Annotated in this window: 25 protein-coding genes; 17 read left to right on the top strand and 8 right to left on the bottom strand. The window is 60.1% G+C overall.

The features are described from left to right. Nucleotides 1-245 precede the first annotated feature (245 nt). From coxB to JNB85_RS28975, 6 genes are all read left to right on the top strand, one after another. Nucleotides 246-1,139: a cytochrome c oxidase subunit II gene (coxB, locus tag JNB85_RS29000; RefSeq protein ID WP_220337856.1), complete on the top strand. Its 894-nt coding sequence runs from the start codon at nucleotides 246-248 to the stop codon at nucleotides 1,137-1,139. A 16-nt stretch (nucleotides 1,140-1,155) separates the two neighbouring features. Continuing rightward, nucleotides 1,156-2,859, top strand: coding sequence for a cytochrome c oxidase subunit I (gene ctaD / locus JNB85_RS28995; protein WP_220337855.1), 1,704 nt, complete (start codon nucleotides 1,156-1,158; stop codon nucleotides 2,857-2,859). A gap of 67 nt (nucleotides 2,860-2,926) precedes the next feature. Continuing rightward, complete coding sequence (locus JNB85_RS28990) at nucleotides 2,927-3,883, top strand: heme o synthase (RefSeq protein WP_220337854.1); 957 nt, start codon at nucleotides 2,927-2,929, stop codon at nucleotides 3,881-3,883. Then, nucleotides 3,883-4,020, top strand: coding sequence for a hypothetical protein (locus JNB85_RS28985; RefSeq protein WP_183822791.1), 138 nt, complete (start codon nucleotides 3,883-3,885; stop codon nucleotides 4,018-4,020). The genes JNB85_RS28990 and JNB85_RS28985 overlap by 1 nt, the downstream gene beginning before the upstream one ends. A gap of 4 nt (nucleotides 4,021-4,024) precedes the next feature. Continuing rightward, nucleotides 4,025-4,630, top strand: coding sequence for a cytochrome c oxidase assembly protein (locus JNB85_RS28980; RefSeq protein ID WP_220337853.1), 606 nt, complete (start codon nucleotides 4,025-4,027; stop codon nucleotides 4,628-4,630). Between the two features lie 57 nt (nucleotides 4,631-4,687). Then, a complete protein-coding gene (locus tag JNB85_RS28975) occupies nucleotides 4,688-5,566 on the top strand; it encodes a cytochrome c oxidase subunit 3 (protein ID WP_220337852.1) in 879 nt (292 codons plus the stop codon). A 75-nt stretch (nucleotides 5,567-5,641) separates the two neighbouring features. Here the strand turns inward: JNB85_RS28975 and JNB85_RS28970 are convergent, their stop codons facing one another. Continuing rightward, nucleotides 5,642-6,283, bottom strand: coding sequence for a chloramphenicol phosphotransferase CPT family protein (locus JNB85_RS28970; RefSeq protein WP_220337851.1), 642 nt, complete (start codon nucleotides 6,281-6,283; stop codon nucleotides 5,642-5,644). 223 nt (nucleotides 6,284-6,506) lie between these two features. Between JNB85_RS28970 and JNB85_RS28965 the strand changes: the two genes are divergently transcribed. The 5 genes from JNB85_RS28965 (at nucleotide 6,507) to rnhA (ending at nucleotide 10,178) form a co-directional block, all read left to right on the top strand. Further along, the gene (locus JNB85_RS28965) at nucleotides 6,507-6,887 is read left to right on the top strand and encodes a DUF983 domain-containing protein (protein ID WP_220337850.1); all 381 of its coding nucleotides are present in this window, start codon (nucleotides 6,507-6,509) and stop codon (nucleotides 6,885-6,887) included. Then, the gene (locus JNB85_RS28960; RefSeq protein ID WP_220337849.1) at nucleotides 6,880-7,632 is read left to right on the top strand and encodes an SURF1 family protein; all 753 of its coding nucleotides are present in this window, start codon (nucleotides 6,880-6,882) and stop codon (nucleotides 7,630-7,632) included. Before JNB85_RS28965 ends, JNB85_RS28960 begins: the two co-directional genes overlap by 8 nt. Before the next feature lie 61 nt (nucleotides 7,633-7,693). Then, nucleotides 7,694-8,698 (top strand): 4-hydroxy-3-methylbut-2-enyl diphosphate reductase, encoded by a 1,005-nt coding sequence (ispH, locus tag JNB85_RS28955; RefSeq protein WP_220337848.1) that lies wholly within the window; start codon nucleotides 7,694-7,696, stop codon nucleotides 8,696-8,698. Between the two features lie 65 nt (nucleotides 8,699-8,763). After that, nucleotides 8,764-9,729: a homoserine kinase gene (locus JNB85_RS28950; RefSeq protein ID WP_220337847.1), complete on the top strand. Its 966-nt coding sequence runs from the start codon at nucleotides 8,764-8,766 to the stop codon at nucleotides 9,727-9,729. Beyond that, nucleotides 9,726-10,178 carry a ribonuclease HI gene (gene rnhA, locus JNB85_RS28945; protein ID WP_220337846.1) on the top strand — a complete coding sequence of 151 codons (453 nt, stop codon included), beginning with the start codon at nucleotides 9,726-9,728 and terminating at the stop codon, nucleotides 10,176-10,178. The genes JNB85_RS28950 and rnhA overlap by 4 nt, the downstream gene beginning before the upstream one ends. On the opposite strand, the gene JNB85_RS28940 is transcribed toward rnhA, so the two are convergent. Further along, nucleotides 10,179-11,255: a zinc-binding metallopeptidase family protein gene (locus JNB85_RS28940; RefSeq protein WP_220337845.1), complete on the bottom strand. Its 1,077-nt coding sequence runs from the start codon at nucleotides 11,253-11,255 to the stop codon at nucleotides 10,179-10,181. Nucleotides 11,256-11,367: 112 nt separating this feature from the next. Continuing rightward, nucleotides 11,368-11,973 (bottom strand): YqgE/AlgH family protein, encoded by a 606-nt coding sequence (locus JNB85_RS28935; RefSeq protein WP_220337844.1) that lies wholly within the window; start codon nucleotides 11,971-11,973, stop codon nucleotides 11,368-11,370. A gap of 141 nt (nucleotides 11,974-12,114) precedes the next feature. On the opposite strand from JNB85_RS28935, the gene JNB85_RS28930 reads away from it, so the two are divergent. The 6 genes from JNB85_RS28930 (at nucleotide 12,115) to JNB85_RS28910 (ending at nucleotide 16,360) form a co-directional block, all read left to right on the top strand. Then, nucleotides 12,115-12,954: a protein-disulfide reductase DsbD domain-containing protein gene (locus JNB85_RS28930; protein ID WP_220337843.1), complete on the top strand. Its 840-nt coding sequence runs from the start codon at nucleotides 12,115-12,117 to the stop codon at nucleotides 12,952-12,954. A gap of 69 nt (nucleotides 12,955-13,023) precedes the next feature. Beyond that, nucleotides 13,024-13,509 carry a peroxiredoxin gene (locus JNB85_RS28925; RefSeq protein ID WP_220337842.1) on the top strand — a complete coding sequence of 162 codons (486 nt, stop codon included), beginning with the start codon at nucleotides 13,024-13,026 and terminating at the stop codon, nucleotides 13,507-13,509. A 201-nt stretch (nucleotides 13,510-13,710) separates the two neighbouring features. Beyond that, a complete protein-coding gene (locus tag JNB85_RS31005; RefSeq protein WP_262928203.1) occupies nucleotides 13,711-13,839 on the top strand; it encodes a hypothetical protein in 129 nt (42 codons plus the stop codon). Continuing rightward, nucleotides 13,836-14,576, top strand: coding sequence for a metal ABC transporter ATP-binding protein (locus JNB85_RS28920; protein ID WP_220337841.1), 741 nt, complete (start codon nucleotides 13,836-13,838; stop codon nucleotides 14,574-14,576). The genes JNB85_RS31005 and JNB85_RS28920 overlap by 4 nt, the downstream gene beginning before the upstream one ends. Then, nucleotides 14,573-15,445, top strand: a complete 873-nt coding sequence (locus JNB85_RS28915; protein WP_220337840.1) for a metal ABC transporter permease — start codon at nucleotides 14,573-14,575, stop codon at nucleotides 15,443-15,445. The genes JNB85_RS28920 and JNB85_RS28915 overlap by 4 nt, the downstream gene beginning before the upstream one ends. A gap of 15 nt (nucleotides 15,446-15,460) precedes the next feature. Then, the gene (locus JNB85_RS28910; RefSeq protein ID WP_220337839.1) at nucleotides 15,461-16,360 is read left to right on the top strand and encodes a metal ABC transporter solute-binding protein, Zn/Mn family; all 900 of its coding nucleotides are present in this window, start codon (nucleotides 15,461-15,463) and stop codon (nucleotides 16,358-16,360) included. Between the two features lie 12 nt (nucleotides 16,361-16,372). Here the strand turns inward: JNB85_RS28910 and JNB85_RS28905 are convergent, their stop codons facing one another. From JNB85_RS28905 to thrC, 5 genes are all read right to left on the bottom strand, one after another. Then, a complete protein-coding gene (locus tag JNB85_RS28905; RefSeq protein ID WP_220337838.1) occupies nucleotides 16,373-16,681 on the bottom strand; it encodes a Dabb family protein in 309 nt (102 codons plus the stop codon). Nucleotides 16,682-16,759: 78 nt separating this feature from the next. Further along, nucleotides 16,760-19,672, bottom strand: coding sequence for a sensor domain-containing phosphodiesterase (locus JNB85_RS28900; protein WP_220337837.1), 2,913 nt, complete (start codon nucleotides 19,670-19,672; stop codon nucleotides 16,760-16,762). Beyond that, nucleotides 19,669-20,283: a GNAT family N-acetyltransferase gene (locus JNB85_RS28895; RefSeq protein ID WP_220337836.1), complete on the bottom strand. Its 615-nt coding sequence runs from the start codon at nucleotides 20,281-20,283 to the stop codon at nucleotides 19,669-19,671. Before JNB85_RS28895 ends, JNB85_RS28900 begins: the two co-directional genes overlap by 4 nt. 30 nt (nucleotides 20,284-20,313) lie before the next feature. Further along, nucleotides 20,314-21,612 carry a M16 family metallopeptidase gene (locus JNB85_RS28890; RefSeq protein WP_220337835.1) on the bottom strand — a complete coding sequence of 433 codons (1,299 nt, stop codon included), beginning with the start codon at nucleotides 21,610-21,612 and terminating at the stop codon, nucleotides 20,314-20,316. Between the two features lie 23 nt (nucleotides 21,613-21,635). After that, nucleotides 21,636-23,036: a threonine synthase gene (gene thrC, locus JNB85_RS28885; RefSeq protein WP_220337834.1), complete on the bottom strand. Its 1,401-nt coding sequence runs from the start codon at nucleotides 23,034-23,036 to the stop codon at nucleotides 21,636-21,638. Nucleotides 23,037-23,094 lie beyond the last annotated feature (58 nt).

Genomic DNA, 23,094 nt, shown 5'->3' with positions numbered 1-23,094 from the left:
AGAAATAGGACGTCGCCAAAAGAATGTGCGGCAGGCGGATTGGCCCTGAAGCGCGTTTTTCGTATGCTGATGAAAAGCTTGCAATGTTTTGCCGCCGCCGAGGAGGCAGTCTTTAAGCAAAAATGCCGCATAGACAATTGCTTCTGCCTGTTGCGGCGGATGCCAAACTGTGGTTTGAAGCGCAGAAGATGGCAAGGATTCTGCGTCCGATTTGATGTAGATCAGCGCTCGAGGGAGATTACAAGGTGATTAAGAAGGCTTTTGCAGCTCTGACCGCGCTGGTCTGTCTGCTTTTTGCTTCCGGCACATATGCCGATCAGCCGACGCCGTGGCAGGCCACCCTGCAGCCGGCAGCGACGCCGATAATGCGGGAGATCCACTGGTTCGAACAATACACGCTGTGGTTCATCGTTCCGATCACGCTGTTCGTTCTCGTTCTCATCCTGGTCGTCTGTTTCAAGTTCCGGGCTTCCGCAAACCCGGTTCCCTCCAGGACGAGCCATAACACGCTGATTGAAGTCATCTGGACCGTGGGACCGGTCCTCGTGCTTCTCTTTCTCGCCGTTCCCTCTTTCAACCTGCTCACTGCGCAGCTGACCCTGCCGGAAAACCCTGACGTGACCATCAAGGCGACCGCGACCCAGTGGCAGTGGAACTATGAATATGAAGGCTCGGGCGAAACGCCTGTCGCCTTCGACTCCTATCTTCTGAAGGAACCGGATCGCGCTGCTGCGGGTAAGGCCGATCTTGCCGTCTATCCGCGTCTTCTGGCAGTCGACAATGAGCTGGTGCTGCCGGTCAACAAGACCGTTCGCGTTCTCGTCACTGCCGCGCCGACCGACGTTATCCACGCTTTTGCCATGCCGTCTTTCGGCATCAAGATCGACGCCGTTCCGGGCCGTCTCAACGAAACCTGGTTCCGCGCCGAGCGCGAAGGCCTCTTCTACGGCCAGTGTTCCGAGCTCTGCGGCAAGGACCACGCGTTCATGCCGATCGCCATCCGCGTCGTCTCCGAGGAGAAGTACAAGCAGTGGCTGACCACGGCCGCCAGCGACTTGCCCGGCGCCTACAAGACACTGATCGCCACTGCCGATGGTCCTGCAAAGACCGTCGATGTCGCTGAAAACGTCGCAAAGTAAGATAGGGGATCGGACAATGGCTGGACCTTCCGCTCACGACGATCATTCTCATGATCACCACGCTCATGACGCTCACGCGCATGACGACCATCACGATCACTCTCATGCGCCGAGCTTTGCCGACCGCTGGTTCTTCTCGACGAACCACAAGGATATCGGCACGCTCTACCTGATCTTCGCGATCTTCGCCGGTATCGTCGGCGGCCTTCTTTCCGTCGCGATGCGTATGGAGCTGCAAGAGCCGGGCATTCAGATCTTCCACGGCCTGGCCTCCATGGTCTACGGCTTCGAAGGTGATGCCGCCATCGACGGCGCCAAGCACATGTTCAATGTCTTCACCACCGCTCACGCGCTGATCATGATCTTCTTCATGGTCATGCCGGCGATGATCGGCGGTTTCGCCAACTGGATGGTGCCGATCATGATCGGCGCGCCGGATATGGCTTTCCCGCGTCTGAACAACATCTCTTTCTGGCTGATCGTTCCGGCCTTCCTGCTCCTGGTCATCTCGATGTTCGTCGAAGGCCCAGCCGGCGCATATGGCGCAGGCGGCGGCTGGACCATGTATCCGCCGCTCGCAGTCGGCGGTCACCCTGGCCCGGCGGTCGACCTTGCGATCTTCGCGCTGCACATCGCCGGCGCATCGTCGATCCTCGGTGCGATCAACTTCATCACCACGATCCTCAACATGCGCGCTCCGGGCATGACGCTGCACAAGATGCCGCTTTTTGCCTGGGCCGTGCTGATCACCGCCTTCCTGCTCCTGCTGTCGCTGCCGGTTCTGGCCGGCGCCATCACCATGCTCCTCACGGACCGTAACTTCGGCACGGCCTTCTTCGCGCCGGAAGGTGGCGGCGACCCGATCCTCTACCAGCACCTGTTCTGGTTCTTCGGTCACCCGGAAGTCTACATCCTGATCCTGCCGGGCTTCGGCATCATCAGTCACATCGTGTCGACCTTCTCGAAGAAGCCGGTCTTCGGTTACCTCGGCATGGCCTACGCCATGGTCGCCATCGGTGCCGTCGGCTTCGTGGTCTGGGCTCACCACATGTACACGGTTGGGCTGTCGCTCGACGCACAGCGCTACTTCGTCTTCGCGACGATGGTCATCGCCGTCCCGACGGGTGTGAAAATCTTCTCCTGGATCGCAACGATGTGGGGTGGCTCTATCACCTTCCGCACGCCGATGATCTGGGCGATCGGCTTCATCTTCCTCTTCACCGTCGGTGGTGTGACGGGTGTGCAACTCGCCAACGCCGGCCTCGACCGCTCGCTGCATGACACCTACTACGTCGTGGCTCACTTCCACTACGTTCTGTCGCTCGGCGCCGTCTTCGCCATCTTCGCTGCCTGGTACTACTGGTTCCCGAAGATGACCGGCTATATGTACAACGAGTTCCTTGGCAAGCTGCACTTCTGGGTCATGTTCATCGGTGTGAACCTCGTGTTCTTCCCGCAGCACTTCCTCGGCCTCGCCGGAATGCCGCGCCGCTACATCGACTATCCGGATGCATTCGCCGGCTGGAACTACGTTTCCTCGATCGGCTCCTACATCTCCTTCGTCGGCGTCATCATTTTCCTCGTCGGCGTCTGGGAAGCCTTCGCCAGGAAGCGCATCGCCGGCGATAATCCGTGGGGTGAGGGCGCGACGACGCTGGAATGGCAGCTGCCTTCGCCGCCGCCTTACCACCAGTGGGAGCAGCTCCCGCGCATCAAGTAAGATGCGGGACTTCCAAACGCCGCAGGCTCCTGCGGCGTTTGGTAATAGAGTTATTCAGGACGGAATGATGACGGTAATCGACAATCACGAGGTTCTTGCAAACGACGGGGATTTTCGCTTGTCGGAAGCTAGCGCACGCGATTATTTCGAGCTTCTGAAGCCGCGGGTCATGTCGCTCGTGGTCTTCACGGCCTTTGCAGGCCTAGTCCTGGCGCCCGGTCACATCAATCCGGTCCTCGGCCTGACCGCCATCCTCTGCATTGCCATTGGCGCAGGCGCGTCGGGTGCGCTGAACATGTGGTATGACGCCGACATCGACGCCGTCATGAGCCGTACCGCCAAGCGCCCAATCCCGGCCGGACGCATCCTGCCCAAAGAAGCGCTGGCCTTCGGCCTCGTTCTCTCCTGCTTCTCGGTGGGGATCCTCGGCCTTGCGGTCAACTGGCTGTCGGCCTTTATCCTCGCCTTCACGATCTTCTTCTATGTCGTCGTCTACACAATGTGGCTGAAGCGCTCGACGCCGCAGAACATCGTCATCGGAGGTGCTGCCGGCGCTTTCCCGCCGATGATCGGCTGGGCCTGTGTAACCAATTCCGTCACGATCGAAAGCACGGTCCTCTTCCTCATCATCTTCCTATGGACGCCGGCCCATTTCTGGGCGCTCGCGCTCTTCAAGATGCGGGATTACGAAGCCGTCGGCGTGCCGATGCTTCCGAACGTTTCGGGCGAGCGCACCACCAAGCATCAGATCGTCGCCTATGCCGTGCTGACTGCTATTTGCGCGGTACTGCCGACCTTCCTCGGCTTTGCCAGCGTCGGCTATGGGGTCGTCGCCGCAGCACTCGGTGCGGTGTTCATATACTGTTCCATCGCCGTCTGGCGCATGCCCGGCGGCGATCTCAAGATGATCCCGGCGAAGAAGCTGTTCGGCTTCTCGATCTTCTATCTCTTCGCCGTGTTCTCCGCGCTGTTGCTCGACCGGCTGGTGGCCATGCTGGTCTCGTATGCAGGAGGCTCGTTCTGATGGAGCTGGTCAAGCTTACCGAAGCTCAGCGCAAGTCGCGCCGCAATCGCAACATTGCACTCGGTGTCGCGCTCGCCGGTCTGGTGATCCTTTTCTACACCATCACCATCGTCAAGTTCCTGGGACATGGGGGGTGACGGGATGAGCGACGCTGTCAACGCACCGAAGAAGCCGCGCAACAATGCTGCCGTCGTCTTCATGTGCCTGAGCTTCGTCGTCGGTATGGGCGCCATGAGCTATGCTGCCGTGCCGCTCTACCGGCTCTTCTGCCAGGTGACCGGCTATAACGGCACGACGCAGCGTGTGGATCAGGTTTCGAGCGTCATTCTTGACCGAACGATGCGTGTCACCTTCGACGCCAACGTCGCTCCTGGCCTGCAATGGGAATTCAAGCCGGTGGAGCGCGAGGTCAATCCGAAGATTGGCGAAACCATCCAGGTCAATTTCATCGCCGAAAACCGTTCCAACGAAACCCAGCGCGGCCAGGCGATCTTCAACGTGACGCCGGGCGAGGCGGGCGCCTATTTCAACAAGGTGCAATGTTTCTGCTTTAATGAGACAGACCTGAAGCCGGGCGAAAAGCTTGAAATGCCGGTCGTGTTCTATATCGATCCGGAAATTGCCAAGGCCGCTGAATCGAAGAGCATTCACACGGTCACGCTTTCGTATACGTTCTATCCCAAAGAGGGTCCGAAGCCGGTGGCTTCGATTGAAGGTGGAACGGAAAAGACTGAAAAGAAACTTTGATTGAGGAGTGTTTCCGGCATTGCCGGAAGCGGAGAAGGAAGACACCGGGGATCTGACATGGCCGATGCTCATCAGAAGAATCACGACTATCACATCATAGCTCCGAGCCCGTGGCCGATACTGGCCTCGCTCGGCGCATTCCTGATGGCCTTTGGCGGCGTCGGCTATATGCGCTACCTGAACGGCGGCTCGCTGCACGTTTTCGGTATCGAATGGGCTCATCCGTGGGTCTTTTTCATCGGCCTGGCTGTCGTTTTCTACGTCATGTACGGCTGGTGGTCCGACACGGTGAAGGAAGCTCATGAGGGTGCTCATACGCGCGTCGTGTCGCTGCACCTGCGCTACGGCATGATCATGTTCATCGCTTCGGAAGTGATGTTCTTCGTCGCCTGGTTCTGGGCCTATTTCGACGCCAGCCTCTATCCGCATGAAGCCATCCAGGCTTCGCGCCTTGCCTATACCGGCGGTGTCTGGCCGCCAAAGGGCATCGAGGTTCTCGATCCCTGGCACCTGCCGATCTACAATACCGTCATCCTGCTGCTCTCGGGCACGACCGTGACCTGGGCACACCACGCCCTGCTGCACAACGACCGCAAGGGCCTTATCCAGGGTCTGACACTGACGGTCCTGCTCGGTGTGCTCTTCTCCTCCGTCCAGGCCTATGAATATGCTCACGCTCCGTTCGAGTTCCGCAACTCGATCTACGGCGCGACCTTCTTCATGGCGACCGGCTTCCACGGCTTCCACGTTCTGGTCGGCACCATCTTCCTGCTGGTCTGCCTCATCAGGGCGTTGCGCGGCGACTTTACCCCGAGACAGCATTTCGGCTTTGAGGCGGCCGCCTGGTACTGGCACTTCGTCGACGTCGTCTGGCTCTTCCTGTTCTTCTGCATCTACGTCTGGGGCGGCTGGGGCGCTCCGGTCGCGGCAGGCTGATCGAGGTCGGATAAAATCAGAAAAGGCGGGCGCCCATGGGTCCCGCCTTTTTTCTTTACTTGAATGGTTCTTGGCTTATCGCTGGGCGGCCAGGCTCTCGAAGGCGGAAGGTCCTGGGATGCCGAGATTCAGCTGGTGGCGGATGGCCTCGACGCATTCGAGCGCCGTCAGCACTGATGTATCGACCTCCATGTCGTAGACGCCGGGGCGGTGCACCTCGTCCTGCCAGCGCTGCACCGGTTCCGGCACAGGTGTCTCCTCGGTAGCACGCAGGTAGAGGGCCTCGCGCCCTTCCTGGTTCATCTCGCGCCGCTGCATGATGGTTTCGATCGGGCATCTGACGCCGACGAACAGCACGGAAAAGCCTTCCAGGCGGCGGGCGCAGTCGCCGAGAATGCCGAGTGGCTGCGAATAGCTGTCGTGATGGCCAAGATCGGCGACTACGTTGAGCCCGAAACCGGCATGGATGGCGATCGATTCATAAAGCGCCGCATAGAAGAACGGCACCAGTTCTTCGAGATCCGGCCGCTCTCCGCCGGGCCTCAATCCAATGCCGGGCAGGTAGCGCTTCGGTGTCATGGCATTATAGGTATCAACGCCGAGGTTGATCCACGGCCCCTCGAATTCTTCCTGGATTGCGCGCGCAATGCTGGATTTGCCGCTTCGCGGCGCGCCGTTCAGGATAATGATGTGTCCGGCATGGCTATCGTTGGTCATCAGTCTTCTTCTTCTGTTTGGCGCGAATCATTTCAGCGCCGCGCATCCTTTCAGACGAGCAAAGGACGCTGTAACACTTTGAATTGCTGCATAATTCCTTAAGCCGATGTCGATTTGACGAATTATGCAGCGGGCGAAACCGCGCAGGTATTTCCATTCGGGATGCGAATACTTTATGGGAGAGTTAAGGCAGACGGCAAAAGCGTTGGCATGGGAGACGGGCATGAGTGAAGACAACGCGCAATTTCCACCGCTCGATCCGGTCAAGACCGGCATCAAGGGATGCTGCCCGCGCTGCGGTCATGGACAGCTTTTCGATGGCGTGCTGGGCCTCAAGCCGCACTGCTCAGCCTGCGGGCTCGACTATTCCTTCGCCGATGCAGGCGATGGCCCCGCCGTCTTCGTCATCCTCATCGTCGGCTTCATCATTATTGGTTCGGTGCTCTGGCTGCAGGTCAATTATGCGCCGCCGATCTGGGTTCACATTCTGCTCTTTGCCCCGCTCACAATCATACTCTCCCTGCTGGCTCTGCGCTGGTGCAAGGGCATCCTCATCGCCATGCAATATCGCCATAATGCTCGCGAGGGACGCCTGAGTGACTGACATCGAGAGTCCGGTCCCGCGCCGCAAGTTGCCGGTGTTTACCGGCACTGCCGTTCTCATCGCACTCGCTATCCTGATCTCGCTCGGTACCTGGCAGGTAGAGCGTCTTCACTGGAAGGAGGGGCTGCTCGCAGATATTGCCGAGCGCCGAGCCGCAGCTCCGGTTCCGCTTGCCGATATCGAGACGATGGCCGCTCAGGGCGGCGATATCGAATACCGCACGGTCACTGCTACTGGCCGCTACATCAACAACAAGGAACGCCATTTCTTCGCCACCTGGCGCGGCCAGACCGGCTATTATATCTATACGCCGCTGCAGCTTGCTGACGGGCGCTACCTCTTCGTCAACAGAGGCTTTGTTGCCTACGAGAATAAGGAGCCGGAAATGCGTATGCAGGGCCAGTTGACCGGCCAGCAGACGGTTACCGGCCTCGCGCGTGCCAAACTTCCCGGCAAACCCTCCTGGCTGGTGCCTGACAATGACGTGGCGAAGAACATCTTCTATTGGAAAGATCTCGATGTAATGGCGTCGAGCGTCGATCTCGATAAGGCTGAGGTCGTGCCCTTCTTCGTCGATGCCGATTCCACGCCCAACCCGGCGGGCTTTCCGATAGGTGGCGTGACACAGGTCGATCTGCCGAACGATCATCTGCAATATGCTTTCACCTGGTACGGGCTGGCTGCGGTGCTGTTCGTTGTCGTCGCCATCTCCTGGTTCCGTCCCCGCAAGGGTGCAGCGCAATAGTATCGCTTCAATTCCATCCCATATTGGGTTAGAGGTCCCTGAAGCTTAACCTGGATATGCTATGAACATTGCGGCAAAACCTCCGTTGACGATCAGGCTCTGCGGTCCGCGCGGCTTCTGCGCCGGCGTCGATCGGGCGATCCAGATCGTCGTGCTGGCGCTGAAGGCCTATGGCGCGCCCGTCTATGTCCGCCACGAGATCGTCCATAACCGCTATGTCGTGGAAGGGTTGGAGGCGAAGGGCGCGGTTTTCGTCGAGGAGCTCGACGAGATCCCGGCGGAACATCGCGCCCAGCCTGTCGTCTTTTCCGCCCATGGTGTGCCGAAGTCCGTGCCGGCGGATGCCAATGCCCGCAACCTCTTCTATCTCGACGCAACCTGTCCGCTGGTCTCCAAGGTCCACAAGCAGGCGATGCGCCATAATCGCCTCGGCCGCCATGTCGTCCTGATCGGCCACGCCGGCCATCCGGAAGTTATCGGCACCATGGGTCAGTTGCCCGAAGGCACGGTTTCGCTCATCGAAACTGTCGAGGATGCAGACGTTTATCAGCCTGATGATCCCGATAATCTCGGCTATGTCACCCAGACGACGCTTTCGGTCGACGATACCGCCGGCGTCATCAAACGGCTGGAAGAGCGCTTCCCCAAGCTGCAGGCGCCGGCCGCTGATTCCATCTGCTATGCCACGACCAATCGCCAGGAGGTGGTGAAAGAAGCAGCCCTCGGCTGCGATCTGTTCATCATCGTCGGCGCGCCGAATTCCTCCAATTCCAAGCGGCTGGTCGAAGTGGCGCTCCGCGCAGGTGCGAAGAAGTCGATCCTCGTGCAGCGCGCTTCCGAGCTCGACTGGGATGAGATCGGCCCGATTGCCACGCTCGGCCTGTCCGCCGGTGCTTCCGCCCCGGAAGTGATCGTCAACGAGATCATCGAGGCCTTCCGCACCCGCTTCGATGCGCGCGTCGAGCTTGCCGAAACCGTGCAGGAAAATGAACATTTCCTCGTTAATCGCGAACTGCGCAGCCTTGAATTGACGACGGCTGACATGGCATTCGTGAACGGAGAATGAGGCGAGGGGCTGCCCTCTCTGCGCTGCCTACCCGATAACACCGCTACTACAGTGAGATACCCACCTTGGCAGTTTATACCGATATCGCCGAAGACGAGCTGAAATGGTTTCTCACTGAATATGATGCCGGCCAGTTGCTCTCCTATAAGGGCATCGCGGAAGGAGTAGAGAATTCCAATTTCCTGCTGCACACATCCAAGGCGCCACTCATCCTGACGCTCTACGAAAAGCGGGTGGAAAAGAGCGATCTGCCCTTCTTCCTCGGCCTGATGCAGCATTTGTCGGCCGGCGGCCTGTCCTGCCCGCTGCCATTGCCGCGCAAGGATGGCGCGCTGCTCGGCACGCTGTCGGGCCGCCCTGCAGCGCTCATTTCCTTCCTCGAAGGCATGTGGCTCAGAAAGCCGGAAGCCAAACACTGCCGCGAAGTCGGCAAGGCACTGGCGCAGATGCATGTCGCTGGCGAAGGTTTTGCACTGAAGCGCCCGAATGCTTTGTCGCTGAAAGGTTGGCAGACACTGTGGGACAAGTCGGAATCACGCGCCGACGAGGTCGAGCCCGGGCTGCAGAACGAGATCCGCAGCGATCTCAATTTCCTCCAGGCTTCTTGGCCGAAGGATTTGCCCGATGGCATCATCCACGCCGATCTTTTCCCTGATAACGTCTTCTTCCTCGGTGACGAACTGTCGGGGCTCATCGATTTCTATTTCGCCTGCAACGATCTTCTCGCCTATGACGTCTCGATCTGCCTCAATGCCTGGTGTTTCGAGAAGGACGGTGCCTACAACATCACCAAGGGCATGCAGATGCTGGAAGGGTATCAGAGCGTACGGCCGTTGAGGGATGAGGAAATTGCTGCCCTGCCGACCCTCTCCCGCGGCTCGGCCCTGCGTTTCTTCCTGACCCGTCTTTACGACTGGCTGACGACGCCTGAGGGGGCGATGGTGACAAAAAAGGATCCGCTGGAATATTTGCGCAAGCTGCGCTTCCACCGCCAGATTTCTTCGCCCGCCGAATATGGATTGAGCCTATGAAGCACATCGACATCTTCACGGACGGCGCGTGCTCCGGCAATCCCGGCCCCGGTGGCTGGGGGGCGGTGCTTCGTTTTGGCGAGGTGGAAAAGGAACTCTCCGGCGGCGAGGCGGACACCACCAACAACCGCATGGAACTCCTGGCTGCCATATCCGCGCTCAGCGCCTTGAAAGAACCTTGCGAGGTCGATCTCTATACCGACAGCGCCTATGTGAAAGACGGCATATCCAAATGGATCTTCGGCTGGAAGAAGAACGGCTGGCGGACATCGGACAACAAGCCCGTCAAGAATGCCGAACTCTGGCAGGCACTGGAAGAGGCCCGCAACAGGCACAAGGTGACGCTCCACTGGGTCAAGGGGCACGCCGGCCATCCCGAGAACGAACGTGCCGATGAGCTTGCCCGCAAGGGCATGGAGCCTTTCAAAAGAAGCAAGAAGGCCGGCTGATCATGCCGCCTGCTGTTTCTCGTTGGCGGCATTCTGTATCAGTCGGTGCAGGTATTCCAGCTTAGCCACGACCGGTGGGGACAGCACGAACGGATAGGAATCCGGCTGGCCCATGCTGCGCTGGATCGCATTGATCGCAAGGCTGAGCGGTACCCAGGCGCTGATGAGCTGTTCCGCACTCTGCGCCCGATAAGGATTGAAATCCACTTCCGCTGCAATCTCTTCATGCCCGCGCGGATCGATCGCCATGCCGAAGCTGCGTGCCGTTTCCAGCGTATCGACGATATGCAGGTAATGCGCGAAACATTCTGCAAAATCCTCCCACGGATGGACGGACGCATAGGCGCTGATGAAGCTCTCCTGCCAGCCGGGCGCCAGCCCATTGGCATAGCGGTTCTGCAATGCCGCTCCGTAGTCCTGCCGCTCATCTCCGAAGACGGCGCGGAATGCGTCGAAGCCATTGCGGTCGCGCACCAGCTTGTTCCAGATGAAATGCCCGGTCTCGTGTCGGAAATGCCCGAGCAGCGTACGATAAGGTTCATCCATTGCTGTGCGCGCCTGCTCGCGCGTCACGTCATCCGCTTCGGCCGCACGGATGGCGATCAGTCCTTCCTCATGCCCGGTCATGGCCGGGACGATGTTGCCGTCGTTTTGAACGGCGTCTTCGAGGAAGTCGAAAACGAGTCCGCCTTGCGGGTCTTCCTGCCGATCCGGATGCGGCAGATTCCAGCGCAGCAGCGAATAGAAGAGATGGCGTTGCGCCTGGCTGATGCGCCGCCAGCGCTCGATACCGTCAGGCGTATCGGTATTAGGCACCAATCGGTTGTGCCGGCAGGCAATGCAGAAATCATTGTTGTCATCCACCAGCCAATTGCAGATATCGAGGCCCGCATTGGCGCAAAACCGTACAAGCCGGTTCGGATCGGAGACAAATTGCCAATTCGCCTCATCGCGCGATTCCAGCGCGTGCATGGAAAGATCGCCAGCAAAAAAACCGAGGCGATGGTTGCAGCGCACACACTGCCTGTTGTCGAAATGGATGACCTGATCGCAATTGTCGCAGGCAAACAACCTCATGGCAGCTCCTACAGGCAGGATATGACGGAAAATGCCCACCGCACACGGGGGCGGCAGGCATTGCCGACAGAAAACGTCAGTGAACGGGTTTCGTTCCGGACCGATGCGGTCGTCAGGCGTGGCCGGCTTCGGCGGAAAGCATGGCTGGCGTAACGCCCATGCTGGCAAGCGCCCGCTCGTACTTGTCGTCGAGGTAGCGGTCGAAGATCAGCTCCTCGTTGGCTGCGCAATTGAGCCAGCCATTGGCCGCCACTTCGTTTTCGAGCTGCCCCGCACCCCAGGAGGAATAGCCGAGCAGCATGGTAGCCCGCTTCGGGCCGCCGCCCTTGGAGATGGCACGCACGATATCAAGCGTCGCCGTCAGGCAGATATCGTCGCTGACGGGGATGGAGGAGTCGCTGACATAATCGTCGGAATGCAGCACGAAACCACGACCGCTCTCGACCGGCCCACCCGTCTGGATCGGAAACTCCAGCGCATCTTTTGGCAGGACGATGGAATCCTCCTGCTTGATCATATCGAGATGTAGCAGGACATCGGTGAAGGTGAGGCTTTGCGGGCGATTGATGACGAAGCCCATGGCCCCTGCGTCCGAATGGGCGCAGATATAAATCACTGTGCGCGAGAAGTTGCGATCCTCCATGCCAGGCATGGCGATCAGGAACTGACCATCGAAAAATCCGCGTTCCCGTCTGTTCTTCAGCGTTGCTAGGGACATGGTTCCTCCTGCCGCCAGACCGCATAAAAGCTCCGACAAGGGAAACATGGGGCAATGTCACAAATCAATCAACCGAAAATGAAGATTTAAATGGGCAGGACTTCTGGCGGCAATTGGCAAGTTTCGGTAAACCATTGTTCCATGAGAGTTATTTTATCGCTTGGGCGGGCCGTGTTCATCGCAGTCATTTCGGCTGCATCCTTAGTTGGGTTGTTGCGCCAAGTGCATGCGGAAATGAGCGGCTGGGCGGAGAACGAGGGCGGTCGCATGCGTCTCGTGGCGCTGCCGCCAGACGCTGACGGTCATATAAGGGCCGGCCTGCAGATCGAGCCCAAGCCTGGCTGGATCACCTATTGGCGTGAACCGGGCAGTAACGGCATTCCGCCGCAGATCAGCGTCGCACCGCAAAGCGGGGTAAAGCTTGACGCCATTTCCTATCCTGTTCCCAAGCATATCTTCAACGGGAAGGTCGAAGATATCGGTTATGCGGCGCCGGTGACCCTGCCATTGTCGTTGACTGCTTCGAAAGTGGGACCGGTCGTTCTCGACGCCACTGCTTTCATCGGCATCTGCAAGGATATCTGTATCCCTTTCCAAGCGCAGTTTTCGCTGAAACTCGGTGCTTCCGCCCAGTCGCATCCGCAGGAGGAAACGATCCTTCAAAGTGCGGCCGCCCGCCTTCCAGAAGCGCCGTCTGCCGATTTCGACATCCTCGCCCACAGCCTGTCACCCGACCGAAAGCAGCTTGCCCTGAAGATCACTCTGCCCGAGGCTGAAAGCGGCACGCCCGACATCGTCGTCACCGGGCCGAGCGGTTATGCCTTCACCAAGCAGATGAACGTTGCGCGCAGTGGCAAAGCCTATTCCGCCGACATCGCCATCGGCAAGTTGCCGAAGAATTACGATATCCGCGGCAAGCAATGGGGCGTGCTCATCATCGACGGCGCACGCGCCATGGAAAGCACGCTTGCCTTTGATTGACCGCATCTTATAGTCCCTCTCGATCCCCTGCGGCCTCGCCGCGATCAGCCAAAACCGAGGAGAAAATCCATGACCATCGCGATCGGCGACAAGCTTCCTGCCGCCACTTTCAAGGAAAAGACCGCTGACGGCCCGGTCGAGATCACCACCGAGCAGCTCTTTGCCGGCAAGCGCGTCGTCCTCTTCGCCGTGCCGGGCGCCTTCACGCCCACCTGCTCGCTGAACCATCTGCCGGGCTATCTGGAAAACCGGGATGCTATCCTTGCCAAGGGCATTGACGATATCGCCGTTCTCGCCGTCAACGACTGGCATGTCATGGGCGCCTGGGCGCAGTCGTCGGGCGGCCTCGGCAAGATCCACTTCCTCGCCGACTGGGATGCCGGCTTCACCAAGGCGGTCGGCCTTGATGCCGATCTCTCTGCCGGCGGCCTTGGCGTGCGCTCCAAGCGCTATTCCATGCTGGTCGAAGACGGTGTGGTAAAGTCGCTCAATGTCGAAGAAACGCCCGGCCAGGCAACCGTTTCGGGTGCGGCTGCGATGCTGGAACAACTCTGAACCGAAAAAGCTCTCGCTGCTATGTCAAGGGCGCCTTCTGGCGCCCTTTTTCATGTTGATCAGTACGCGTCAATGTCGCGATGGACATTCACGATCTCAAAGAACGTCGTCGCGGAATTGAAAGAAGACGACGAACCATTGCCTCATTCTTGCCTTATTTGTTATAACATAACGGTAACGTTATTACATAAAGGACGACGAATGCTGCCGGATCTTAAACGTTTCGCCATCAGTCTTCTGGGGCAATCGGCACTCCTCCGTGCCTGCGGCGCAATCGTCATCATTGCGCTTCTCTGGTGCGCCATCCAGTGGGCGGTCCTGCTGCCATGAGCGCGCCAGCTATCCGCCTCGACAATCTCACCATCTCCTATGATCGCCATCCTGCGGTCCATCACCTCTCCGGCACGTTCCAGCCAGGCAGCCTTACGGCGATCGCCGGGCCGAATGGTGCGGGAAAATCTACGTTGTTGAAAGCCGTCATGGGAGAGCTGCGTCCTGCCGGGGGGCGGGTGGAGCACCGGCTGCAGCGTACTGATTTCGGTTATCTGCCGCAGGCTGCTGAGATCAACAAGCGCTTTCCGATCTCAGTGCTGGATACCGTGTTGCTCGGAAGCTGGCGCTCGGCCGGTGCTTTTGGCCGTGTCGCAAAGCAGGACACTGCGCTTGCTCGCGCCGCGCTTGTCACCGTCGGTCTGGAGGGGTTTGAAAAGCGCCATATCGGCTCGCTTTCGGCCGGCCAGTTCCAGCGCGTGCTCTTCGCCCGCCTGCTGCTGCAGGATGCTCGTGTCATCCTGCTCGATGAACCCTTCACCGCCATCGATGCCCGCACGACCAGGGATCTGCTCGACATTGTCGTCCGCTGGCATGGCGACGGGCGGACGGTGATTGCGGTGCTCCATGATTTCGGACAGGTGAAGGCGCATTTCCCCGAGACCCTGCTGCTTGCCCGCCGGCTGATCGGCTGGGGGCCGACGCGGGAGGTCATGTCATCTGCCAATCTTCTGCGGGCTCGCGCCATGGCCGAACGCTGGGATGAGGATGCCGAAGCTTGCGAGCCGGCGGCATGACGGCCTACGATATCTTCTTCGCCCCTTTCGCTGATTATGGCTTCATGCGCCGCGCGCTCGTCGCCTGCCTATGTCTCGGCCTCGGCTCCGGCCCGATCGGCGTCTTTCTCATGCTTCGCCGCATGAGCCTGATGGGTGACGCGATGAGTCATGCCGTGCTGCCGGGAGCGGCAATTGGTTATCTCGTTGCCGGCTCTCTGTCGTTGACGGCAATGAGTATCGGTGGTCTCGTTGCAGGCCTCTCTGTCGCACTACTCTCGGGTGTCGTCAGCCGCATGACCGTGCTTCAGGAGGACGCGAGTTTCGCAAGCTTCTATCTGGCGTCACTGGCCCTGGGCGTCCTCATCGTCTCGTTGCGCGGTTCGAATATCGATCTGCTGCACGTGCTCTTCGGCACGATCCTTGCCATCGACGCGCCGGCACTGACGCAGATCGGCGCCATCACGTCGGTTACATTGCTGGCCCTTGCGATCGTCTATCGCCCTCTGGTCGCGGAATGTTTTGATCCGGGCTTCCTGCGCGCCGTCGGCGGGCGCGGGCCGGTCTATCATTTCCTCTTTCTGTTGCTTGTGGTGCTGAACCTCGTCGCGAGCTTTCAGGCGCTCGGCACACTGATGGCCGTCGGCCTGATGATGTTGCCGGCCGCGATCGCCCAACTCTGGTCCCGGAACCTTCCGGCCATGATGATGACAGCGGCGGCAAGTGCGGCCGTCTCCGGCTATCTCGGCCTCATCGCCTCCTACCACCTCGAGCTTGCCTCCGGCCCGACGATCATCATGACGGCGGCGCTGCTCTACGGCCTCTCCATCTTCTTCGCGCCGTCGGGCCTTGCCCGGCGCGTCTTCCCCCGCCCGCATCTGAAGGGCTGATTACAGGAGCCATCAATGATATCCCGCAGACTGCTTCTCTCCGCCGCCTTGCCCATGCTGATGACGCTTTCGGCCGTACCGGCTTCGGCCGAAACGCTGAAGGTCGTCGCCTCCTTCACCGTGCTTGCCGATGTCGTCCGCCAGGTCGGCGGCGATCACGTCAAGGTCACGAGCCTCGTCGGCCCGAACGGGGATCCGCATGAATTCGAACCGTCACCGGCCGACGCCAAGGCGCTGAATGCCGCAAAAGTGACCTTCGTCAGTGGCGAGGGGCTGGAAGGCTGGATGGACCGCCTTATCACTGCCTCCGGCTACAAGGGCAGGCCGGTCACCGTGTCAGAGGGTATCAACACCCGTACGATGGAAGAGGATGGTAAGACCGTCACCGATCCGCATGTCTGGAATAGCCCCGTCAACGTAAAGGTCTGGGTCGCCAATATCGAGAAAGCGCTTTCTGCGGCCGATCCGGCCGACGCGGCAGCCTATAAGGCCAATGCCCAGAAATACACCAGGAAGCTTGACGAACTGGATGCCTATGCGCATTCCAAGTTCGACAAGATCGCGACTGACCGCCGCAAGGTGCTGACCAGCCACGATGCCTTCGGCTATTTTGGCCGCGAATACAATGTCAGCTTCCTGGCACCGCTTGGTCTCTCGACAGAAAGCGAGGCCTCCGCCGCCGACGTCTCCAAGCTGATCGAGCAGATCAAGCAGGAACACGTGAAGAGCTATTTCTTCGAGAACTCCAACGATCCGCGCCTCGTTAAGCAGGTCGCCACTGCAACCGGCGCCGAGCCCGGCGGTGAGCTCTACGTCGAATCTCTTTCGGACGCGAAAGGCCCGGCCCCGACCTACGAAAAGATGTTCCGCTACAATGTCGACCAGCTCTCCACCGCCATGGCGAAGTCGAGCTGAGCTGACGGGATTTTAGATAACCAGATCGAAAACCAGAAGGCCGGCCAGACCTCCATCTGTCGACGAGACGATGCGCTCGCCGACAGACACATGCTCGGGATGCACGAGATAGGTATCCCGGGCCTCCGGGCTCTCGAAGGTCACGGCAAAGCCGTCGACAAAACCGCCATGCAGCCCCTCGGGCGAAACATTCGGTCCGTATTTGATATCGAGAATTCCCGGGATCACCTGCTTTAGCGCCACGATGGCGTCGAACAGCGCCTGCTTATCGTCAGGTGTCATAGCGCTCTTCAGCCGCATGAATACGCAGTGCAGGATCATAAGATACCTCCCGATTATGTTTTCGCGCAGAATAACGAGGAAAACGGCAAGGGCAACGATGTTTCGTTTCCGCCGTCGCTAGGCTCGCTTCGTCAGCGGAAACCGTTCCTTCAGCAGCCGCAGCACGGATTCTGAGGGCATCGGCGGGCCGAAGAGGTAACTCTGGCCGTAGCTGCAGCCCATTTTGGCGAGCTCGATCGCGTCCTCGTTGGATTCGATACCCTCGGCGACCACCTTCATCTCCAGTTCGCGGGCCATTGATATGACCGATCTCAGCACGGTTGTCTTCTTGTCGCTGTTGTCGCGCACCATCGCCCTGTCGAGCTTGATCGTGTCGAAGGGGAAGCGGGTGAGGTATGCGAGCGAAGAATAGCCCGTGCCGAAATCGTCAAGGGCCAGGCCAAGCCCGGCTTCCTTCAGTTTCTGCAGCACGAGACGAGCCTGTTCCGGATTTTCCATCACCATGGATTCCGTGAGTTCCAGCTTCAGCCGGGACGGATCGCAATGGGTCTTCGCCAGCACTGAGCGAACGTCGTCGTAAAGCTCGTTGTTCAGAAGCTGCACGCTGGACAGATTGACGGAGACAAAGATCGGTAATTCGCCGGTCTGGTTCTGCCACGCCATCAGGTCGTTGGTGGCCTGTTCCAGCGCGAAGATGCCGAGGGCGCCGATGATGTCGGAGGCTTCGGCGATCGGAATGAACTCGGACGGCGGGATATTGCCGCGCTTGGGATGTTCCCACCGCATCAGCGCCTCGAAGCCGGCGATCTCGACATCCTCCAGCCGCGCGATCGGCTGGTAGACCATCGAAAGCTCCTTGCGCTCGATGGCGCGGCGCAGATCCGATTCGAGCTGCAGGCGATCGGTACCGAAATCACGAAAAGCCGGCTGGAACGGCTCCACGCGGTTTCCGCCGGCGCGCTTGGCCCGGTACATGGCAAGCTCGGCGTCGCTGAGCAGGCCCGATGCGCTCTCCTGCTGGTCTACCCAGGAGGTGAGGCCGATGGAGGCGGTCAGGATGATCTCGCGGTTGGAGAAGTTAATCGGCACCATGATTGCCTTGCTCATCGCATCGGCGAAATCGGCAACCTTGGCCGGATCGTGCTCGGACACGAGGATAAGGCCGAACTGGTCGCCGGAAAGGCGCGCCAGCGTATCCTGCGGTTTCAGAAGGCGGCGCAGGCGGCGGGTGAGCGCGATCAGGATATTGTCACCGGCGGCGACACCGAGGGAATCGTTGACCAGCTTGTAGCGGTCGATGTCGATCACCATCACGGTCGGGCGCAACGTCTCGCCGCCCGGTGCCAGCGTCAACACCGATTGCAGGCGGTCGATGAACACCTGCCGGTTCGGCAGGCCGGTCAGGTTGTCGTGCAGCGGATCGTGCAGCAGCCGCTCGATGGAATTCTTCTGTTCGGTCACGTCGACGATCGTACCCACGCAGCGGATGATCTCGCCGTTGGAGCCGAGAACCGGCCGGGCGCGGATCAAGAGCCAGTGAAAATGCCCGTCTTCGGCGCGGATGCGGAATTCATGGTTCAGCCGCCCGCGGCGATGCTCAAGCAGCACGTCCAGCGTTGCGCGGAAACGATCGCGATCGTCAGGATGCAGCCTCGGCAGCCAGTTGCGCGCCGCGCCATGCATCGCCCCCGGGGAAAGGCCGAGTTTTACGGAAACATCGGGAATGGTGACGACGCGATCACGCGCCACGTCCCAATCCCAGACCATGTCACCCGAGCCCGTCAGCGCCAGCGACTGGCGCTCGAGATCGGAGAACAGTCCCTGCTGGAAGGCGCCGCCGGCAAAAGCATGTTGCATGACCGTGAAGCCGATCAACAGCACGATGAGGACGAGGCCGCCGCCGAGTGCGGGCTGAATGATGTCGTTGTCGAGCCGGCCGGTGATCGTCATCCACGCACCGAACAGCCAGACGAGCGTCAGCGCCCACGCCGGCACGAGCAGGATGGCGCGGTCATAGCGGTTGAAGCCGAGATAGATGATGAGCAGCAGGCCGGTTGCCGCCGTCAGCGCGAAGGATAGCCGCGCGATGCCGGCAGCGATCGACGGATCGTAGATCGCAACGCCGAACAGCAGGGCAAGACCCAGAACCCAGGCGAGCGTGGCATAGCCGAGATGCACATGCCATCTGTTGAGATTGAGGTAGGTGAACAGGAAGATGACGAAACTGGAGGCAAGCGCCACCTCCGCACAGGCGCGCCATATTCGTTGATCCGCCGAGGCGACGCTGATCAGCTTTCCGAGGAAGCCGAAGTCGACACAGATATAGCCGAGCACGGCCCAGGCAAGGGCCGCCGTCGCCGGCAGCATCGAGGTTCCCTTGACGACGAAGAGGATCGTCAGGAAGACGGCGAGCAGGCCGGCAATGCCGAGTACGATGCCGCGATAGAGCGTGAAGGCGTTGATCGTATCCTTGTAGGCGTCCGGCTCCCACAGGTAGATCTGCGGCAGATCGGGGGTGGCAAGCTCGGCAACGAAAGTGATGACGGCACCGGGGTTCAGCGTGATGCGGAAAACGTCCGCCTCGTCGCTCGGCTGCCGGTCCAGCGCAAAACCTTCGCTCGGCGTGATCGCGATAATGCGCTGCGAGCCAAGGTCGGGCCAGAACAGCTTGGAATTGACGAGACGGAAGTGCGGCGCGACGATGACGCGTTCGAGTTGCTCTTCCGAAACGTTGGCGAGCGCAAAGACCGCCCAGTCGCCCTGATGGTTTTGCGAGCTTGCGCGCACCTCGATACGCCGGCGGATACCATCGGCACCGGCTGCGGTCGAAACCTGGAAAGCCTCTCCCTGGTTGGCGTAGATTTCAGTTGTGGCAGTCAGGTCCAGCGCGGTATCGTCACGGGAAATCTTAACCGGTTCGGCCGCCTGCACGGTTCCCGCCGCAAGGACGAATACCGACAGGAGAAGGGCTGCGATCACCGCGATCACTCGTCCGGACGGTGACGTCAGCAGCATGCGGTCTTTGTTCATCGGCTGTTGGGTTTCCTGCCTGTATCCGCGTCGGTGGCCAGGCGTGAAAACATCACGTGATCATGCCACTGACCGTTGATCTTCAAATATCCGCGCAGGTAGCCTTCCCGCTGGAACCCGGCTTTCTCAAGCAGGCGGATGCTCCGCGCGTTGTCTGGAATACAGGCTGCTTCGATACGGTGCAACTCAAGCCCTGCGAAGATATAGGGAATAACCAATTGAAGTGCGGCGAACATATGTCCCTGGCCGGCGTGGCGCTCGCCCATCCAGTAGCCGATCATGCAGCTCTGGGCCGCCCCCCGGCGAATGTAACCGATGGTGACGCCGCCGACGAGCGTCATATCCTTCTTCAGGAAGATGAAGAGCGGGATTGCCTGTCCTGAGGCATATTCCTGCTTGCCGCGGATGACACGGGCGCGAAACGAGCCTTCCGTCAGTTCGTCGCGCCGCCATGTCGGCTCCCAGGGTTCCAGAAAGCGGCGGCTGTCGGCGCGAAGCCGGTGCCATTGGTTGAAATCCTGGTAACGCGGCAGACGCAGGACATACTTATCATTTTCGAGTTCGACCGCTTCAGGCTGTCGCGACAGGAACCGAAAAACCGATTTTGGCATCGATACCCTCCGGCGCAACTGAAGTGCCGGTCAAAGGCTTGCCTGCTTCGTCTTCGGCGCGGGAACCGAAAGCGAGGCGGTGATGTCTTCCATCGGGGCAAGCTGCTCGAGAGGGCCGATCGCCGAGAGCGTCGGGACGGTATCATAGAAGAGGCGGCCGGCAAGATCGGTCAGGCGCTCGATGGTGATACCCTCCAGCCGCTCCATCATCTCCGGATTGGAAATCGGACGGCCATAGAGCATCATCTGCCGGGCGATCTGGCCGGCGCGGGCGGCGGGGCTTTCCTGGCCCATGAGAAGCTGGGCGCGGATCTGCGCCCGGGCACGCTCGATCTCCTTCTGGTGGATGCTGTCTGCAGACTTGTGCAGCTCGTCGATGATGACAGGCACCAATTCCGGCAGGTTCTCGCCGCCGGTCGCGGCATGGATGCCGAAGATGCCGGTATCGGAAAAGCCCCAGTGGAAGGCGTAGACGGAGTAACAGAGGCCGCGAAACTCGCGCACTTCCTGGAAGAGGCGCGAAGACATGCCGCCGCCCAGGATATTGGCAAGGATCTGCGAGCAGTAGAAATCGCGGGCGTGGTAGGCCTTGCCCTCGAAGCCGAGCAGGATCTGTGCGTCCATGAGATCGCGGGGTTCGCGCACATTACCGCCGATATAGCGCGCCGGCTCCATGACCGGCGGCGCATTGGGCTCGCTCGGCAGGCTCGCAAAACGGTCTTCGACCATGCGCACGAATTCGTCATGCTCGACGGCGCCGGTCGCCACGACGAACATCCGGTCGGTCGTATAGTTGCGGCCGAGATAGGTGCGGATCTGCTGCGGCGTGAAGGAAACGACGGTCTCAGGCGTGCCCAGGATCGGTCGCCCAAGCGTCTGGCCACGATAGGCGACCTCGGAGAAGCGGTCGAACACCACGTCGTCGGGCGTGTCGTTGGCCGCGTTGATCTCCTGCAGAATGACCTGCTTCTCGCGCTCCAGCTCTTCCTCCTCGAAGGCGGATTCCGTCAGAATATCGGCGAGGATATCGATGGCGAGCGGCACGTGATCCTTCAGAACGCGGGCATAATACGAGGTTGTCTCGGTAGAGGTCGCAGCATTCACTTCGCCGCCGACATCCTCGATCTCCTCGGCGATCTCACGGGCGGAACGGCGTGCCGTTCCCTTGAAGGCCATGTGTTCGAGCAGATGGGCAATGCCGTGCTCGTCTTCTGTTTCGTTGCGCGAACCTGATTTGATCCAGACTCCGAGCGCAGCGCTTTCAAGGTGCGGCATGGTCTGTGTGACTACTGTCAGCCCGGATTTGAGCCGGGTGCACTCAACTGTCATGTGCTATCTTTCTGCGCCTTGATCTAGCTGCGGGCATGCTTGCCGATAAAGGTTTCAACCGCTTTGAGCTCGGGCTCGATGATCTGGAAGCGCTCCTCCCTGTGCATCACATCAGCAAGCCACGTCGGAAGCGCCGGGTCAATACCGGAGGCGGATTTTACGGCAGCCGGGAATTTCGCCGGGTGCGCAGTCGCAAGCGTCACCATCGGGGTGCCAGGCTTTTCGCGCTTGGCGGCGACGAAGACGCCGATCGCCGAATGGGGATCGAGCAGATAGCCGGTTTCAGCATAGGTCTTGCGGATCGTTTCCGCCACCTGGCGCTCACTGGCGCGGCCCGCGCGGAAATCCTTTTTGATGAATTTCAGCGCTTCGGGCGAAATTTCGAAACCATTGGATTGCTTAAGACTTTCCATGGCGGCGCGAACCTTGGAGGCGTCGCGGTCATAGGCTTCGAACAGCAGCCGCTCGAAATTGGAGGAGATCTGGATATCCATGGAAGGCGAGGTGGTCGCCTTCACCGCCTTCATGTCATAACGGCCGGTCTTCAGCGTCCGCGCCAGGATATCGTTCTCATTGGTAGCGATGACGAGCTTGTCGATCGGCAGGCCCATGCGCTTGGCGCAGTAGCCGGCGAAGATATCGCCGAAATTCCCTGTGGGCACCGTGAACGAGATTTTCCGGTCCGGCCCCCCGAGCGCCAAAGCCGTCGTGAAATAATAGACGATCTGGGCCATGATGCGCGCCCAGTTGATCGAGTTGACGCCGGAAAGCTTCACCTTGTCGCGGAAGGTGGCGTCATTGAACATGGCTTTCACGAGGGTCTGGCAATCGTCGAAATTCCCCTCGACGGCAAGCGCATGCACGTTGCCTGATGTCGACGTCGTCATCTGCCGCTGCTGCACCGGCGAGACCTTGCCGTGCGGGAAGAGGATGAAGATATCGGTGCGTTCGCGGCCAGCGAAGGCATCGATCGCAGCGCCGCCCGTATCGCCTGAAGTGGCGCCGACGATGGTTGCCCGCTCGCCGCGCTTTTCCAGCGCATAATCCATCAGGCGGGCGAGAAGCTGCATCGCCACGTCCTTGAAGGCGAGCGTCGTGCCGTGGAACAGTTCCATGACGAAGCTGTTCGGGCCAGTCTGCACCAATGGCGCGATCGCCGGATGGCGGAAGGTGCCGTAGGCATCATCGATCATCGACCGGAAGGTCTCGTCCGGAATTTCGCCATTGGTGAAGGGCGAAAGGATGGTGAAGGCGATCTCCTGGTAGCTCTTGCCGCGCAGCGCCCGGATTTCCTTTTTGGAAAAGCTCGGCCATTTGCGGGGAACGTAGAGGCCGCCGTCGCGCGCCAGCCCCGTCAGAAGGGCGTCGCAAAAGCCGAGGGAAGGGGCCTCGCCGCGGGTCGAGATATAGTCCACGTTCGTCATCCTTGATCTATGGCTGGAGAAATTCGGCGCGCAAACGAAACGCTGCCGTTCCGCCGAA

It is taken from the genome of Rhizobium mesosinicum (assembly GCF_019511345.1).
Classification (GTDB): Bacteria; Pseudomonadota; Alphaproteobacteria; order Rhizobiales; family Rhizobiaceae; genus Rhizobium; species Rhizobium mesosinicum.
This window is presented reverse-complemented; position numbering and strand designations above follow the sequence as displayed.